The sequence below is a fragment of the Candidatus Pelagisphaera phototrophica genome (genome assembly GCF_014529625.1).
Lineage (GTDB): Bacteria > Verrucomicrobiota > Verrucomicrobiia > Opitutales > Opitutaceae > Pelagisphaera > Pelagisphaera phototrophica.
This window is the reverse complement of record NZ_CP076039.1, coordinates 119,956-136,265: the sequence shown is the minus strand read 5'-3', so window position 1 is coordinate 136,265 and position 16,310 is coordinate 119,956. Positions and strand designations below refer to the sequence as shown.

Annotated in this window: 13 protein-coding genes; 10 read left to right on the top strand and 3 right to left on the bottom strand. The window is 47.7% G+C overall.

Features of this window, described 5'->3' with window-relative positions; all coding sequences use genetic code 11:
• Positions 1–130: 130 nt before the first annotated feature.
• Positions 131–3,856, top strand: coding sequence for a methionine synthase (gene metH / locus GA004_RS00655; RefSeq protein ID WP_283395356.1), 3,726 nt, complete (start codon positions 131–133; stop codon positions 3,854–3,856).
• A 323-nt stretch (positions 3,857–4,179) separates the two neighbouring features.
• Here the strand turns inward: metH and GA004_RS00650 are convergent, their stop codons facing one another.
• Complete coding sequence (locus tag GA004_RS00650) at positions 4,180–5,070, bottom strand: LysR family transcriptional regulator (RefSeq protein ID WP_283395355.1); 891 nt, start codon at positions 5,068–5,070, stop codon at positions 4,180–4,182.
• A 71-nt stretch (positions 5,071–5,141) separates the two neighbouring features.
• On the opposite strand from GA004_RS00650, the gene GA004_RS00645 reads away from it, so the two are divergent.
• The 8 genes from GA004_RS00645 to folK are packed head-to-tail and all read left to right on the top strand — an operon-like array spanning position 5,142 to position 11,216.
• Positions 5,142–5,843 carry a YggS family pyridoxal phosphate-dependent enzyme gene (locus tag GA004_RS00645; protein WP_283395354.1) on the top strand — a complete coding sequence of 234 codons (702 nt, stop codon included), beginning with the start codon at positions 5,142–5,144 and terminating at the stop codon, positions 5,841–5,843.
• Positions 5,840–6,343, top strand: coding sequence for an NUDIX hydrolase (locus GA004_RS00640; protein ID WP_283395353.1), 504 nt, complete (start codon positions 5,840–5,842; stop codon positions 6,341–6,343). Before GA004_RS00645 ends, GA004_RS00640 begins: the two co-directional genes overlap by 4 nt.
• 7 nt (positions 6,344–6,350) lie before the next feature.
• Positions 6,351–6,938 carry an anthranilate synthase component II gene (locus GA004_RS00635; RefSeq protein ID WP_283395352.1) on the top strand — a complete coding sequence of 196 codons (588 nt, stop codon included), beginning with the start codon at positions 6,351–6,353 and terminating at the stop codon, positions 6,936–6,938.
• Positions 6,920–8,320, top strand: coding sequence for an aminodeoxychorismate synthase component I (gene pabB, locus GA004_RS00630; protein ID WP_283395351.1), 1,401 nt, complete (start codon positions 6,920–6,922; stop codon positions 8,318–8,320). Before GA004_RS00635 ends, pabB begins: the two co-directional genes overlap by 19 nt.
• Positions 8,310–9,152, top strand: coding sequence for an aminotransferase class IV (locus GA004_RS00625; RefSeq protein ID WP_283395350.1), 843 nt, complete (start codon positions 8,310–8,312; stop codon positions 9,150–9,152). The genes pabB and GA004_RS00625 overlap by 11 nt, the downstream gene beginning before the upstream one ends.
• Positions 9,149–10,009, top strand: a complete 861-nt coding sequence (gene folP / locus GA004_RS00620) for a dihydropteroate synthase (RefSeq protein WP_283395349.1) — start codon at positions 9,149–9,151, stop codon at positions 10,007–10,009. Before GA004_RS00625 ends, folP begins: the two co-directional genes overlap by 4 nt.
• Positions 10,010–10,375 carry a dihydroneopterin aldolase gene (gene folB / locus GA004_RS00615; protein WP_283395348.1) on the top strand — a complete coding sequence of 122 codons (366 nt, stop codon included), beginning with the start codon at positions 10,010–10,012 and terminating at the stop codon, positions 10,373–10,375.
• A complete protein-coding gene (folK, locus tag GA004_RS00610; RefSeq protein ID WP_283395347.1) occupies positions 10,368–11,216 on the top strand; it encodes a 2-amino-4-hydroxy-6-hydroxymethyldihydropteridine diphosphokinase in 849 nt (282 codons plus the stop codon). Before folB ends, folK begins: the two co-directional genes overlap by 8 nt.
• A gap of 641 nt (positions 11,217–11,857) precedes the next feature.
• On the opposite strand, the gene GA004_RS00605 is transcribed toward folK, so the two are convergent.
• A complete protein-coding gene (locus GA004_RS00605; protein ID WP_283395346.1) occupies positions 11,858–13,708 on the bottom strand; it encodes an ATP-binding cassette domain-containing protein in 1,851 nt (616 codons plus the stop codon).
• 204 nt (positions 13,709–13,912) lie between these two features.
• Here GA004_RS00605 and GA004_RS00600 point away from each other — a divergent pair, with 204 nt between their 5' ends.
• A complete protein-coding gene (locus GA004_RS00600) occupies positions 13,913–15,820 on the top strand; it encodes an AMP-dependent synthetase/ligase (protein WP_283395345.1) in 1,908 nt (635 codons plus the stop codon).
• Between the two features lie 14 nt (positions 15,821–15,834).
• On the opposite strand, the gene GA004_RS00595 is transcribed toward GA004_RS00600, so the two are convergent.
• Positions 15,835–16,290: a DoxX family membrane protein gene (locus GA004_RS00595; protein WP_283395344.1), complete on the bottom strand. Its 456-nt coding sequence runs from the start codon at positions 16,288–16,290 to the stop codon at positions 15,835–15,837.
• Positions 16,291–16,310 lie beyond the last annotated feature (20 nt).

Genomic DNA, 16,310 nt, shown 5'->3' with positions numbered 1-16,310 from the left:
GGGATCTGGGACCGCAGTTATCTGTCATATTGTTGGAATGGTATTGCCTAGGAGCTCGAACTTCGAACGTTTTAGGTCGTAATCATTGTGTGTATCCTTTGATTGGCTCGAGACCCGTTTCATGACCATAATGTCTACCATAAACACGTTTAAACTCCCTGAAACAAAGAGAGGTGCTCGCATTCGGGAGCTCCTTGCCAATCGATTGCTTTTTTTAGATGGGGCGATGGGCACGATGATCCAAAGGTACAAGCTAAAAGAGTCGGATTTCCGAAAGGGGCATTTCGAGGAGCATCCCATAGATCTGAAGGGAAACAACGAATTGCTGGTATACACCCGGCCAGACATTATTCTCAAAATTCACAAGGAGTTCCTCGCTGCGGGTTCGGATATCATCGAGACGAATACGTTTAGTTCGACGCGAATCGCTCAGGCCGACTACGAATTGGAAGGTGTCGTTTACGATCAGAATTTGAAGGCCGCTCAGCTGGCGAGGCAAGCGATCGACGAATTTGTGTCCGAGAACCCGGAAAGGGAGTGCTTTGTCGCAGGCGCCCTTGGGCCAACAAACCGTACTGCATCACTATCTCCGGATGTAAACCGGCCAGAGTATCGAGCCGTTACATTTGACGAACTCAAAGAAGCTTACGGGGAGCAAATCCGTGCTCTGGCCGAAGGGGGAGTGGATCTCTTGTTGGCCGAGACTACATTTGATACGCTAAACCTGAAGGCGTGTACATTCGCTCTGGAATCGTTTTTCGAAGAACGAGGGGAAAGATTGCCGGTTATGCTGAGCGTCACCATAACTGATGCTTCTGGCCGTACTCTATCCGGGCAGACTATTGAGGCTTTCTGGAATTCTGTCGCTCATGCGAAACCCTTAAGCGTCGGCATCAATTGCGCGTTGGGAGCGAGTGACATGAGACCTTATATCGAGTCTCTTTCTCGCGCCGCTAATTGTTACATCTCGTGCTATCCAAATGCGGGACTGCCCAATCCTCTCAGTGAAACGGGTTATGATGAACTGCCGGACGAGACAGCAAAGTTTCTCGAGGATTTCGCTTCTAGCGGTTTTGTTAACATTATTGGCGGTTGTTGCGGGACAACTCCTGACCACGTTGCAGCGATAGTGCGGGAAGCGAAAGACTACTCTCCGAGACCTCTCCCTGAGATAGAACCGGCTCTTAGGATAAGTGGTCTGGAGCCCTTTGAGGTCAGAGGTGAGAAAGCTCCTTTCGTTATGATTGGCGAGAGAGCAAATGTAATGGGTTCTCCCAAATTCAAGCGCTTGATAAAAGAGGATAAATTTGAGGACGCCCTCGCGATCGCTAGGCAACAAGTGGAAAATGGGGCTAATGTTATCGATGTGAATTTTGATGAAGGTTTGCTCGATAGTGAGGCCTGCATGACTCGGTTTCTTAATTTGATCGCTTCTGAACCGGAGATTTCAAAGGCCCCATTGATGATCGACTCATCCAAGTGGACTGTTATCGAAGCGGGTTTGAAATGCGCACAGGGAAAGTGTATCGTTAATTCAATCAGCCTAAAAGAAGGCGAGGAAAAGTTTCTTGAGCAAGCGTCATTGATTTTAAGATACGGTGCGGCTGTTATTGTGATGGCTTTTGATGAGGAGGGTCAAGCAGCGACCAAGGAAGACAAGATTAGAATATGCGAACGAGCGTATAATTTGCTCCGAGAAAAACTGGATTTTCCTCCTGAGGATATTATATTCGATCCGAATATACTGACAGTGGCTACTGGTATTGAAGAACACAATACGTATGCTGTCGACTTCATCGAGGCAACAAGGGAAATCAAGCAACGTTGTCCCCATGCACGGGTAAGCGGAGGTGTTAGCAACATATCTTTTTCGTTTCGCGGCAACAATCTCGTACGAGAGGCGATGCATTCCGCTTTTCTCTACCACGCAATACAAGCAGGCCTTGATATGGGCATCGTGAACGCGGGTCTTCTGGCAGTGTACGAAGACGTGGAGCCGACATTGAAGGAGTTGGTGGAAGACGTTTTGCTAAATCGCAATCCAGAAGCCACGGAGAGGTTGGTGGATTACGCGGAGACCGTTAAGGGAACCGGCAAGTTAAAAGAGGAAAAGACGGAGGAATGGAGAGAGACTCCGGTTGAAGAACGCATCTCGCATGCTCTGGTCAAAGGTATTGTCACGCATATTGAGGAGGATACAGAGGAGTCGCGACAGAAGCTGAACCGCCCGCTCGACGTGATTGAGGGGCCCTTGATGAATGGGATGAAAGTCGTTGGCGAGCTGTTTGGAGCTGGGAAAATGTTTCTACCTCAAGTGGTTAAGTCTGCTCGTGTTATGAAAAAGGCGGTAGCCTATTTGACTCCCTTTATGGAGAAGGAGAAGGAAGATGCCAACGAGGAGATCGAGGCGCGAACCAAGATGGTGATCGCCACCGTAAAAGGCGACGTGCACGACATCGGGAAGAACATAGTTGGAGTCGTGCTAGCGTGCAATAACTACGATGTAGTCGACTTGGGTGTGATGGTTTCCTGTGAAAAAATACTGGATGCGGCACGGGAAGAAAAGGCGGATATGATCGGATTGAGTGGACTTATTACACCTTCGCTCGACGAGATGATTCATATTGCATCAGAAATGAAACGGCAAGGATTTGAGCTGCCCCTCTTGATTGGAGGCGCGACGACAAGCAAAGCTCACACTGCCATAAAAATTGCGCCAGCCTACGACGGTCCCGTCGCTCGAGTATCGGACGCCTCCCTAGTTGTGGGAGTTTGTAACGACCTTTTGAGTGCGGACAGAACAGACGAATTCGTTACTGCCTTGAAGGAGGATCAAGTTCGTTTGCGAGAACGCCACGCGAAGGGTTTATCCGGTGATAAGAGGCTACTCACTTACTCTGATGCGTTTAAAAGTGGATACAAGGTTGATTGGAAAAGCTCTGATATAGCGGTTCCTCTTTCGTTGGATCAGGTTGTGCTGGATAAAGTGGACCTAGCAAGCGTACTTGAATATTTTGATTGGTCGCCATTCTTTTGGACTTGGGGTCTAAAAGGTTCTTTCCCTGCGATTTTAAAGCATGCCAAATATGGTGAACAGGCCAATGAGCTCTATCAAGAAGCTCTAACGATGCTTGAGGATATTGTATCCAATAATCGATTTCGTCTCCGCGGGGTATATCGATTCTGGGCCGCCCAGTCCAGCGGAGAGGATGTCGTTCTTTACCGTGATGCATCCTTGGTTGAGAAGGTGGGCCAATTCCACTTTTTGCGACAGCAGAAAGAGAAAACCTCAGATACTACATTCTATAGTTTGGCGGATTTCATCGCCCCTGAATCCAGTGGGAAAGTCGACTATATCGGTGGTTTTGCCGTTACTGCGGGTTTCGAGGTAGAGAGTTACGCTGAAACGTTCAAAAAGCAGCATGACGACTATCGAGCCATCATGGTTCAAGCTTTGGGAGACCGGTTTGCGGAGGCTCTAGCCGAATATGCGCACAAAAAGGTTCGTGATAATTGGGGTTTTGGAGAATCTGAGGATCTTTCCATTCGAGATATGATTGGCGAGAAGTACCGTGGCATCCGCCCCGCTGCTGGTTATCCCGCTTGCCCGGATCACACAGAAAAGGCGGTTCTTTGGGATCTGCTGGATGCCGAGGCGGCGACAGGGATCTCGTTAACTGAAAGCTATGCGATGAATCCTCCCAGTTCCGTTTCCGGTCTCTACTTTGGAAATGCGGACGCCCGATATTTTAACGTAGGCAAAATTGGTAAAGATCAAATCGAATCATACGCTGGGCGTAGGGGTATATCAGTTTCCGTGGCGGAGAAGTGGCTCCAGCCGAATCTGGACTACTGAGAGTAGGGAAATTTTCTTAAGCGAGGCTCGTTAGTCAGAGGGACCTTTTGAGCTCTGAGGGTCACGAAAGGTTCAATTTGATCAACGCTCGGGGGGAGTTCGAGTATCTGAGGGCGCGAATTGTGGGATGATTTCGTTCAAAGCCCCCAATTGTGCATTAGATTGATGAATTGGCGACCCAAGCTGAGTTTTGGCGCATCCGATGCTCTGGGATCCAAACATTCATTGTAGTATTGTTGTGAGCTGTGACTTTTTGCAGGAGCAGAAAACCGAGGTCGGCGTTAAGGGGTTTTCGCCGGCCTCACTTTTTTCGGATTTACGGGTCAGTCCGGTAGCTCTTTGCCAGTAAGGGTCTTGATGAATTTTCTCATTGCTGGGGTTAGTATTCTCCCTTTGCGGTGGAGGATTGTGAGAGGGCGGTTGAATCCGGTTCCATTGAGAGTGATGGAAGCGAGCGTTCCTTGCTTCACTTCTTGAGCAACCGTTGCTTGTGGCGCGATCGCGATGCCGGCATCGATTTCCACTGCCCGCTTGACGGTCTCGATATTGTCGAACTCCATTACGGGCTCGGTTTCAATGTTGTTTTCGCGGAATATCTGGTCGACTGCTTTCCGAGTCGGGATATCCGGATCGAAGCTGATAAACTTGTAGTTTCCCAACGTTTCGACATCTACGCTTGTCTGGTTGGCGAGCGGGTGCTCAGGGTGACAAATCGCTACAAGGCGATCCTCTCTGAACGGGATCATTTCGATCTGGCGCGTTTTCTCGGGAAAGGCAACGAGTCCAAAGTCCACGGAGTTGTGAAGAATGTCCTCGTAGACAAGATTGGAGCGACGATATTCGACTCGGACATTCACCGAAGGGTAGTCGGTAAGAAACGACTTAATGAACGGTGGTAGCTCGTGGAGGCCGATGCTGTAGATAGTCGAAATACGGATGGTTCCGCTAATGACTTTCCTCATTTCCATCAACTCGCTCATCAGCTTTTCGTAGTCGTGCAAAATCTCCTTCGCAGCCTGGTAGACGCGGTTTCCTTCGCGGGTAAGTTGGAATTGCTTTATGCTGCGATCGATTAGAAGGTTATCGAAGTGTTTCTCCATTGCTCGGGCCTGCTGGCTAACAGCGGATTGAGTGATTCCGTTGAGGCGAGCAGCTTTCGAGAAGCTTTTCGTTTCAACGAGATCGACGAAGATCTTAAAATTGTCGACTTGCATAGCGGCGATGTTGAAGTGGAAACCCTATTATATTAGCTAATTTGGCCTGAATTGAAAGAGAAGAGTTTTTAATGATTATTGACTACCACGTTTTCGAGGAAAATCTCAGAAAAGTTAGGGGGCGAATTGAGCAATCTGCGATGGTGGCTGGCCGCTCCTCGAATGCGGTTCAATTGCTGCCTGTGACTAAGAACCATCCTTTGGACGCTGTGCGATTCGCCTATCGATCTGGCCTGAAATCGGTAGGAGAAAATAGGGTGCAAGAGGCGCTTTCCAAGATGGACGACGCTGATGAGGAAATCTTTTGGGAGTTGATTGGGCCGTTGCAGAGCAATAAAGTAAAGAAGGCTGCTGAGCGATTTTACAGGATTCAATCCGTAGACAGAATAAAGATTGTGAATTTGTTACAACGTCATGCGGCGGAGGCAGAACGCAATCTGAGGATTTTGTTGCAGATTAACACGGGGAATGACCCGAACAAGTCCGGAGCTCGTTTGGAAGATGCTTCAGCACTTTTGGAGCGGGCGTTGAGCCAGCCGAATTTGAAAGTAGATGGCTTGATGACGATCGCGCCGTTGAGCTCAGATCTGAATATAGCTCGCAAGTCCTTCGCATCCCTCAGAAAGTGTCGGGAAGAACTCGCGGAATCGTTCAAAGTCGACCTGCCTGAGCTTTCCATGGGAATGAGTGGGGACATGCAGGAGGCAATTTTGGAGGGAAGCACGATCGTGAGGGTTGGCACCGCCCTGTTTGGAAAGCGTGATTACGCATGAGTCGATATCGAGTAGGCGTGTTGCTGTATTTTCGCTCGGTGCAGGGCCAATTGCTTCTGATTAAACGTAAAAGAGCCCCCAACGCGGGTCTCTGGTGTGCTGTCGGAGGTAAGCTCGAGATGGAAACGGGAGAGTCTCCGGTGGAATGTGCACGAAGAGAAGCTTTTGAGGAGATCGGTATTGAACTAAAAGATTCCGACTTGTTACTTAGAGCGATGCTATCCGAAAAAGACTATGAAGAAACAGGGCATTGGCTGATGTTCGTTTATGAGATTAAGAAACGACTCTCATCCATTCCAAGTAGTATCGATGAAGGAAGGTTCAATTTCTTCAACATCGGAGATCTTGACGAACTGGAAATGCCCTGGCTGGACAAACTGATCTTGACGGATAAATTGCTAGATCCAGACGGGGAAGAGTTTCATGCGATCCACGTATCGTGCCAAGAGGCCAGCGATGCAGGAGTGGTGATCGTTGAAGAGTCGATAGGTAGTAGGTAGATTGAAGATGATTCTGCTCGTCGATAACTACGATTCGTTCACGTATAATCTTTATCAATACTTTCTGATCTTGGGAGAAGAGACTGCAGTGATTCGAAATGACGAGTTAGATCTTGAGAAAATCGAATCGATGCATCCTCGCCTAATCGTGATCTCTCCTGGTCCTGGCAGACCGGAGAGTGCAGGGATGAGCATGGATTTGGTGACAAAGTATAGATCCAGAATCCCAATACTGGGTATTTGCTTGGGTATGCAGATAGTAGCCCAATGTTATGGTGGAAGGATTGTAAAAGCGGACGAGCCTATGCATGGCAAGGTTCGCCAGATAGCGCATACGGGAACAGGACTATTCAAAGATATTTCAAGTCCAATGAATGTCACTCGATATCATTCGTTATTGGTCGAAAGAAGTTCTCTCCCATTGGAATTCCTTGTAGATGCTGAATCTCAAGAGGGTGAAATAATGGCGATATCCCATCGTACAGATCCAATCTGTGGGGTCCAGTTTCATCCCGAAGCGATTCTCACTGATAGTGGACTTCAATTGCTGGCCAACGCTGTGGTTCAAGCGAGTCTATGCGAAACTTTTCAATGACACGATTTGAGAAACTAGATACCTATGTGTCGGTCGAAAGAGTGCTGGATTCTATTCGAGACCGAGTAGGCACTATCCTACTTGACAGTGGTTCTCATGGTTTTGGTTTTGGCCAGTATTCGGTACTGGTGACGAATCCCATCAAAGAGATTGTTTCCTATGGAGATACTCAAGAAGTGAGGACCGATGGGGGAATAGAATTCTTCAATGGCAACCCTTTTGATTTTTTGCGAAACGAGCTGTCGCTTGGGCCTGAGTTTGAGAATCGGTTGGAGCAGAAACCGTTTTGTGGAGGTGCAGTGGGATATTTTTCCTACGACTTTGGCCGCCGATTGAAGCCTTCGACTCTAAAGGTGCAATCTGATCGGAATGTGCCCGACTATCGATTTGGAATTTATGATTCAGCTTTAGTTTGGGACCACTCTTCGAAGGTGCTTTATGTATCGGCCGATCCGGGCTCGCAAAATCCGGAAAGGTCCATAAACAGGTTGAGGAAACTCGTAGACCGGGCGACCGATTCGGAAAGTTTAAGGTCTTTCGGTGTAGGAGAACTCGTCTCAAACTTTACCCGCGATTCCTATGTCGAGCAGATAGGGAAACTAAGGGAATTGATCCGCGAAGGAGAAATATACCAGGCTAATTTTTCCCATCAGTTTAGGGCGAGGTTTGAAGGAAGTGGAATCGATCTTTATCGCAAACTTAGGGAATCAAATCCAGCGCCCTACGCGGCGTACCTGAATTTTGGTGATGAAGAAATATTGTCCTCATCTCCAGAGCGATTCTTAAAGTACGAAGAGGGACTTGTTGAAACGAGACCGATCAAAGGGACGCGTCCAAGAGGAGAATCTGAAGCCGAAGAACACAGATTTAGCGAGGAACTTGCGAGATCGGAAAAGGACAAAGCTGAATTATTGATGATTGTTGACCTGGAGCGTAATGACTTAGGCAAAGTTTGCCAGCCGGGTTCCATTGAAGTCGAAGGGCTCTATGGTCAGGAAACCTATGCATCGGTAATCCACCAAACGGCAACAGTAAAAGGTCGTATCGCTAAAGGGCGAGGCGCAATTGACTGCATTGAAGCTATGTTTCCAGGTGGTTCCATTACGGGAACCCCAAAAATAAGGGCGATGGAAGTTATTGACGCCTTGGAATCGGTGAAAAGAGGAATATATACCGGCTCGATCGGCTATATTGGATTTGATGGAAGGGCGGATTTCAATATAGCGATTAGGACGATGAGGATTAAAGATAGTGAAATAGCGTTCAATGTAGGGGGCGGAATTGTATGGGATAGCGATCCGATATCTGAATACGAAGAAACCTTACTTAAGGCTAAGGCTATCTTCGAAGCATTGGGAAAGGGAAAATGGGATGCGAGATAAGATAGTGCTTAATGGGGAACTCGTAGAAAGCGATAAAGTTGCTTTGGGGGTCAGGAGTGAAGGATTTTCATTTGGCTTTGGTCTATTTGAAACGATCAAGTTTCAAGATCTAAAGCCTTGTTTTTTTAAAGAGCATTTAGACCGCCTTAAAAGAAGCTCAGATGCGATCTCTATGAAGTTGCCGTTTTCGGGAAACGAGATTCTCAGACAGACAAAAACTCTCTTTGAAGTGAATGGCGTACGGAATGGAATCTTCAAAATCGTTCTAACTAAGACCGAACAACAGGATAGTTGTGTGCTATATTTGAGAGACTCCACGGATCCGAGCTCTCAAGGAGCAATCCGTATAAGGCTTTCTTCAGTCATCAAGTCATCGCAGGCATTCACTACGAATAATAAGACGCTCAATTATTTGGAGAACTTGATTGAGAAAAGACGGGCCGAAGAACATGGGTTTGACGAGTGTCTATTTATCAATGAAGCGGGTTACGTAACGGAATGCGCAACAGCAAACATCTTTGTGGTCAAAGATGGTCTTCTAAAAACCCCCTCAGACGAATGTGGGTTACTGAGCGGAGTGATACGGGGACAGGTTTTAAGTATTGCCCGTGAACAAGGCCTCAGGGTTGAGGAAGGCAATATTCTTCCTGAGGAATGCGTACGAGCGGATGAAGCATTTGTGACCAGTTCAGGCAGAGGGTTGGTGAGTGTTTCAGAAATCCAAACAGATTATTCCAAGACTTTCGCAACAATCGGATCAAAATTGGTTGTTTCGTTAGCCGAGAAATTGCGGTTGGCGGAACTCGAGAGTTTAAATGTATTCGAAAAATGATGGGGGAAAGGGAGGAGAATGGAATTCCTTTGAATTCAACTAAACTCAAGTTGGGGGAAGGTTTATGGTCGATTGGTGAGCAGACTGGCGTTGTTGGTATTTTGAACGTGACCCCTGATAGCTTTTCAGATGGAGGGGAGTATGCGGACGTTGAATTGGCTGTCTTGAAGGGGAAAGACTTGGCGGACCAAGGAGCCGATATTGTGGACATCGGAGGTGAGTCTACGCGACCTGGCTATGAGGAGGTCAGCATCGATGAAGAAATTTCACGTGTGGTTCCCGTTATAAGCGCTTTGTCTACCCAGGAGTCTTTTCCGCCCATTTCCATCGATACGACCAAGTTAGATGTTGCTCGCGCCTCTCTGGATGCGGGGGCTGGCATTGTGAACGATGTTTGGGGCTTTGTCCGCGACCCAGAAATGGCGGGTCTTGTTGCCGAGCATAAAGCGAGTTGCATATTGATGCACAATGCTAGACTTGGTTGGCGGAGTAACAGTATTCTCGATTCGATTAAGCGTTTCTGGGAAGAATCAATATTGAGGGCGGAAAAGGCGGGAGTTGAAGAAGATCGAATTATTTTGGATCCTGGGATCGGATTTACAGATACTAGAGATCAGGATATGGCGATATTACGTGGACTATCAGAATTGAGGGCATTTGGGTTTCCATTGATGATAGGGGCATCTAGGAAACGAATTACTGGGGTTCCTATGAATCTTAGTTTAAAAGATAGACTTGAATCCACGCTTGCGACGTCCGCGTTTGCCGCCGCAGTTGGGGTCGATTTTGTCCGTGTTCACGATGTGAGAGAAAACGTTAGAGCGGTGCGAATGATGGATATGATTAGAAAGAAATGAATGGACAAGATTAAGCTAAATCGCATCGAGCTTTGGGGATCGATAGGCGTAATGGAGGAGGAGAAGTCCGGGTCCCAGCGTTATTGGATTTCAATCGAGATCGAGGCTGACCTGAAGCCTGCAGGGCTAAGTGATCAGCTTGAAGATACTATAGACTATTCCTCTGTGTTTGATCTTTGTGACTCGTTGATGCAGGTATCAGAGTGTGATTTGATCGAGAGCTTTGCGGAAGAGCTTTCTTGCCGATTATTTCAGCGATTTGCAATTGCGCAGTCGGTGACGATTGAGGTTCTGAAGCCCGACGCCCCTGTGTCTGGAAGTTTCGATTCTTTTGGTATCGAAATAGCAAGGACAAGAGATGGTTGAAGCCTACATAGGGCTCGGAAGCAATATGGGAGACCGCTCGGGTTTCCTGAAATACGCTATTAACGGTCTTTCAAGTTCTGAAGAAGTTAGCGTTACGGCGGTCTCCTCCATTTATAAAACAGATCCTGTGGGTCCGGTTTCTCAGGATAAGTACTTCAATGCAGTACTGTGTTTGGAGACGTCTCTGGATCCTTATGGTTTGCTCTCTCTTTTGCTTCGAATTGAGAAAGATTGTGGGAGATTGCGAAATGAGCGTTGGGGCCCAAGGACTCTAGATTTAGACATTCTCCTTTTTGGTGATCTGGAGATTGAAGATGCGAGTCTCAAGGTTCCACACCCATCCATGTTGGAGAGAGCATTTGTTTTGGCACCATTAGCCGAGATCCGGCCAGATATTCGAATTGGCAATCGCCTTGCGAGGGAACAGCTCGAGCGAATTGATAGTATCGGTGTGGAGCGACTGATTGCATTCGATCAAAGCAAGACTGTCGGGATTATCGGAGCTAGTTCAAAGCCAGATCGATATTCCAACCGGGCTCAAATTAAATTGATGGACCTTGGTCATTCGGTTGTGCCTGTATCCCAAAGAGATGGAGTGATATTGGGAGTCCCATGTCTGCGCAAAATAGCTGATTATTGGGAACCGTTGGACACACTCACTCTCTATCTGTCTCCCCATCGACAGTTGCAAGTTATGCCCGAACTGGTCGCAGCGAAAACAAAAAGGGTTATATTCAATCCTGGTACAGAGTCGATGGAGAGCAAGCGGCAGTTCGAGACTGCGGGGATACTGACCGAGGAAGCCTGCACACTGGTCATGCTGGAAACGGGGCAGTTCTAGCGATCGCTAGTTGAGAATCCATTCGAAGTGGAATAAACTTTGCGGAATTGATGGTTACTCTAATCCAGCGTATAAACTGCTTCAGGGAGTTGAAGAGTAAAGATTTTTAGACGAGATTAGCGATCGGCAACGACTAGTTTGCGGAGGTCAGGAGACGACAATTTGCGTGGAAAATTTCGAAACAGCTGATTGGAAGACTATTTTCGACCAATACGGATCAAAGATATTGCTATTTGCCAGACAGTTTGTGCCCAACCAAGCCGATGCGGAGGACTCGTCCAGGATGCTTCCCGACGGTATCGGAAATCCAACCATCATGAGAACGAAAATACGATATCACTGCTTTTTGCGAGTGTTAGATGGGCCGCTCTGGACCAAATTAGGCAAAACGAAAGGCGCAGAAAAAGAGAGGCGCTGGTAAGCCAGGATGATCGGGCCTTGAATGAATCCCATATGTTTGCGAGATCTATGGAAAAATCTGAGCTCTCAGATCAAGTTTAGGCGGCGCTAAAAAGACTCACTGACTCTATCCCCAACAGGCGCCAATCTCTAGTGAATCGATGAGTACGGTTCGGAATAGCGGCACCTTCAAAGGTAGAATGGCTCAGAAAACTGAAGAATGGAAAATCGAAAGACACCTTTTAGTTTCCGCCTTTTTCAATCGACTCTTTCATGATTTCTAGCTTTTCCCATCGCGCGAATACTCGATCGGATTCCACGTCGAGCTCTACGAGTTCCCGCTTTGATGTTTCTGCGTAGGTTGGATCGTTTTTATAGGTTTGTGGATCTGCCAACTTATGAGCGATTTGGGCCCGTCTTTTGTCAATAGCATCGATCATCTCAGGGATAGAATCGAGTTCTTGCTGGTCCTTCTTGGAAAATTTGGGAGGTCGTGTTTTCCAGTCGCTGCGAGTTCCCTTTTTCGGAACGGCTGATCGATCGGAGAGTTTTTGGCATTTTGTTAGCCAGTCTTCGTACCCGCCATTGTGCTCCTCGACGCGTCCTATGGAGTCGGTGGCAATCAAACAGGTAACGGTATTTTCAAGGAAGGAACGGTCGTGGCTGACAAGAAGAAGCGTCCCTGGAAATTCCATGATTTTTTCTTCGAGCAACTCCAGCGTCTCTGTGTCCAGATCGTTGGTTGGTTCATCAAGGACAAAAAGATTTGCGGGCTTGGTGAACAGCTTTGCTAGGAGTAAGCGGTTTCTTTCGCCCCCAGAAAGGGTCTTGATCGGCACACGAGCCCTTTCAGGGCTGAATAGGAAATCCTGCAAATATGTAATTACATGCCGACTACGACCGTCGATCGTTACGGACTCATTCCCGTCCGCTATGTTGTCGAAAACCGTGGCGTCACCATTGAGCTGTTCTCTGAGTTGATCGAAATAGGCGACATGAACTTTGGTACCGTGCTCAATGGTTCCAGATTCAGGATCGATCTCCCCAAGCAAAGTGCGGATGAGAGTAGTTTTGCCAGATCCGTTGGGGCCGATGATACCGATCCGGTCTCCTCTCATGATTTCTATTGAGAAGGGTCTTAGAATTGAAACCCCGGAAAGACTTACCGACACATTTTCTGCGGAAATGACTTTTCGTCCCGATTGAGTAGCGTTTTGCATGGAACCGCTCGGCTTGCCGGCACGACTCTTCCTCGCAGCTCGATCCCTGCGAAGCTGTTTAAGCGCTCTGACCCGACCTTCGTTTCGAGTTCGCCGCGCCTTAATCCCTTTCCTAAGCCAGGCTTCCTCCTTGGAGAGCTTTTTGTCGAACGCGCTTTGGGTTTTAGCTTCTGCTTCGAGAATGTCAGCTTTTCGGCTTAAGTACGTTTCATAGTCGCAACGAAAGCTGTTCAGTTTCGCGAGATCCACTTCAACGATCCGGGTTGAGAGCTTACGTATAAATGAGCGGTCATGTGTCACGAAAATCAGGGATAGGGCACTTTTCAAGAGGTAGTTCTCCAACCAAAGAATTGAGTCGATGTCCATGTGGTTTGTCGGCTCGTCTAGGGCTAAGACAGAAGGTTTGACTGACAGTACCTTGCCCAAGAGAGCACGCCGTTTCATACCACCTGAAAGGGATTGGAAAGTCGTGTCCAAACACAGCCCTAAATCTTCACCGAGTCGTTCGACTCTTTGTTCCATCTTCCATTGGGCATCTGGGTCGAGCTCGACAACAGTTTCGCCATTCCGGATTCGCGACAGGTCTTTGCCTTGGGTCCCGAACCCACTAGCGATCACATCAAAGACTTTACAGTCAGAGATTTGTGGGATCTCTTGTTGAAGGATGGCCGCTTGGCCACCTTCGGGGAAGGTGATGGAACCGGCGCCTGGGCTATAGACACCGCCTACAGTTTTTAAAAGGGTAGATTTGCCGGAGCCGTTTCTTCCGATCACGCAAACGCGTTCTCCCTTGTCGATGTGCAGGGACACATTGTCAAGTACGGGAGGACCGCTGAAGCTTACTGTAACGTCGGTTAAACTAAGAACTGGCATATCTGTCCGACACTTGAAAGCACGGCGTTAGAATTGCAATTCAACCCTTCGTTAAAATTCGATTCTCTCCCTCCGTAGAGCTGTGGAGAATCATCCGCAATTTTCTTTGACCAGATACGCTCCACACATTGTCGGCATATCTTAAGCTTGAAAGGGTCTAAGAGCTCCATCACTTCTAAAGGCTCAACCGGAATTGTTACCTCTATGTCTACCCTAACACACAAAGGCGTCACTGGACGTTCGATCGCAGAAATGTACAAGCTCGCAGCGGAACGGTATGGAGAGCTTCCAGCCTTTGCAAAGCGACTCAAAAGTTGTGTGTTTCAGCCCGTCAGCTATAGCGATTTGTACGACTACGGATTATTTCTAGGCACTGCGCTAATTGAGCTGGGTGTGAAGGCACGTGATCATGTCGCGCTTTTATCCGACAATCGTGTAGAATGGAATATTGCAGACTACGGGATCCTGCTTGCGGGGGCCGCAGACGTACCAAGAGGTACTGATGTGACAAACCAGGAAATTGAATACATCCTAAACCACTCTGATAGCGAAGTCGTGTTTGTCGAGAACAAACGCCTCTTGGAGCGAGTGATTGCGCTGATGCCGAAGCTAGAGAAAGTGCGGCAACTGGTATCGATGGATTCTCAGTGTCCCCCCATTGAAGGCGTATTGAATTTGAAAGGACTTATTGATAGAGGAAGAGAACTTAGAGAAAAGGGAGACCGTCAGATTGAGGAGCGGATGAATGCGATTGATCCGGAAGACTTGTTTACTCTCATTTACACGTCGGGCACTACGGGAACGCCCAAAGGGGTCATGCTTTCCCATGCGAATATGATTTCTCAGGTTGAAAGCCTCCCATTTTCGATTGAACCCAACGACAGACTATTGTCGATATTGCCTGTATGGCACAGTTATGAGCGGATCTTTCAAATGATTTCGATCAGCAATGGTTGCTGTACTTACTTCACGAGCTTGCGAAGCCTTGCGGATGATTTGAAGACCGTTAAGCCGACCATGATGGCGTCCGCTCCACGTTTGTGGGAAAACTTATACCTCCGGATTTTAAAGAATATACGCGAATCCCACTGGATCCGCCGAGGCCTGTTCCATACGGCCTATTTCTGCTCTCGCATGGTCAAGGGATCGGTGTTCTTTTTGCAGGGGAAGAAGATAGATTTGAAGGGGAGGAACCTATTTGAGTCCGCTGGTCTTGGATGTTTCCATGCGCTGCGAGCGATTCTCTTTTTGGCTCCGTATATTGCATTGAACGCAGTGGTATTGGAAAAGCTCAGGCAAATCGTTGGGGGCAGCTTCAAGGGTACGGTTTCCGGAGGAGGAGCGCTTCAGCCGCATGTAGACGAGTTCTTTAACTATATTGGTATTCCGGTGCAAGAAGGTTACGGTTTGACGGAAACATCTCCCGTGATAGCGGTTCGCACGACTCAAAAACTTGTCATTGGTACTGTAGGACCACTTTATAAAGATACTGAAGTTCGTATATTGGACCTGAATACAGGCGATATTCTGTATCCGAATCCTTCGAATCAAAATGAAGGTAGAGGACTGAAGGGGGAGATCCATGTCAGGGGTCCCCAAGTAATGAAGGGGTATTACAAGAGCCCGGATGCGACAGAAAAGGTGCTCAGGGATGGATGGTTCAATACGGGTGATATCGGGATTTTCACGAACAATGATTGCCTTAAAATAGTAGGGCGATCAAAAGACACGATCGTCTTGCTAAATGGGGAAAACATAGAGCCAATTCCGATTGAGTCGAAGATTTGCGAGTCGCCTTTGGTAGACCAATGCATGGTAGTCGGACAGGACCAGAAACAGCTGGGGGCGTTGGTGGTTCCTTCCATTGAAGTTTTCCAAGCGGAATCGGTGGCAGAGCTTTCGGAAAGAGCGGACATTCGCGATAAGATCGCCGCAGATATCCGACGGCTGGTTTCAAGGGAGAATGGATTTAAGGCTTTTGAGAATATCCAAGAGATTGCTCTCTTACCCAAAGCGTTTGAAATCGGAGACGAACTCACAAACACTTTCAAAATAAAGCGTCATGTGGTAGAAAAACGGTACTTCAGCGTTATCTCGGGTTTGTATTCTTGATTGAATCAAACGGTTTATCGTAGCAGTTCGAACTTGTTGTGTCGAACAAAGTAGAGTGCGGCCGAGGTCAACAGAATGTAGATCCCAATCGTTCCAATTGGATTCGGGTTGCCAAGAAGCATGAGGCCGTATCCGAGGGAGACGTAGGTTAAGCTAATGAGAGCCAGCGTGTATTTTGTTTTCACACCTGCCAGGAGCAAAAATCCCAGTACGATCTCAACGAATGCTAAGGAGTGGAGGTAAGGTGAGTACAAAAAAGCGGGGAGATTGGTTTTTGATCCGAATGTACTGATTTGGTTGACGACCCATCCATCGTAAAGATTCGAGAAGGAATAGCCGTCGTTATCAAACTTTCCAAGACCAGCGGTGATAAACCTTAGAGCAAGGAAAAGTCTTAATGAGAGAAACGCCCAGGTTTCAGTCGACCAATAGAGAAGGGATCCATTTCGTTGATTGGAATTCTTTGGCATTTTAGCGGGATTGATTGGGG

Excerpts from the sequence above, each read along its gene's own strand:
- metH (WP_283395356.1), top strand. The coding sequence starts at position 131 with ATGTCTACCATAAACACGTTTAAACTCCCTGAAACAAAGAGAGGTGCT.
- GA004_RS00650 (WP_283395355.1), bottom strand. The coding sequence starts at position 5,070 with ATGCAAGTCGACAATTTTAAGATCTTCGTCGATCTCGTTGAAACGAAA.
- GA004_RS00645 (WP_283395354.1), top strand. The coding sequence starts at position 5,142 with ATGATTATTGACTACCACGTTTTCGAGGAAAATCTCAGAAAAGTTAGG.
- GA004_RS00640 (WP_283395353.1), top strand. The coding sequence starts at position 5,840 with ATGAGTCGATATCGAGTAGGCGTGTTGCTGTATTTTCGCTCGGTGCAG.
- GA004_RS00635 (WP_283395352.1), top strand. The coding sequence starts at position 6,351 with ATGATTCTGCTCGTCGATAACTACGATTCGTTCACGTATAATCTTTAT.
- pabB (WP_283395351.1), top strand. The coding sequence starts at position 6,920 with ATGCGAAACTTTTCAATGACACGATTTGAGAAACTAGATACCTATGTG.
- GA004_RS00625 (WP_283395350.1), top strand. The coding sequence starts at position 8,310 with ATGCGAGATAAGATAGTGCTTAATGGGGAACTCGTAGAAAGCGATAAA.
- folP (WP_283395349.1), top strand. The coding sequence starts at position 9,149 with ATGATGGGGGAAAGGGAGGAGAATGGAATTCCTTTGAATTCAACTAAA.
- folB (WP_283395348.1), top strand. The coding sequence starts at position 10,010 with ATGGACAAGATTAAGCTAAATCGCATCGAGCTTTGGGGATCGATAGGC.
- folK (WP_283395347.1), top strand. The coding sequence starts at position 10,368 with ATGGTTGAAGCCTACATAGGGCTCGGAAGCAATATGGGAGACCGCTCG.
- GA004_RS00605 (WP_283395346.1), bottom strand. The coding sequence starts at position 13,708 with ATGCCAGTTCTTAGTTTAACCGACGTTACAGTAAGCTTCAGCGGTCCT.
- GA004_RS00600 (WP_283395345.1), top strand. The coding sequence starts at position 13,913 with ATGTCTACCCTAACACACAAAGGCGTCACTGGACGTTCGATCGCAGAA.
- GA004_RS00595 (WP_283395344.1), bottom strand. The coding sequence starts at position 16,290 with ATGCCAAAGAATTCCAATCAACGAAATGGATCCCTTCTCTATTGGTCG.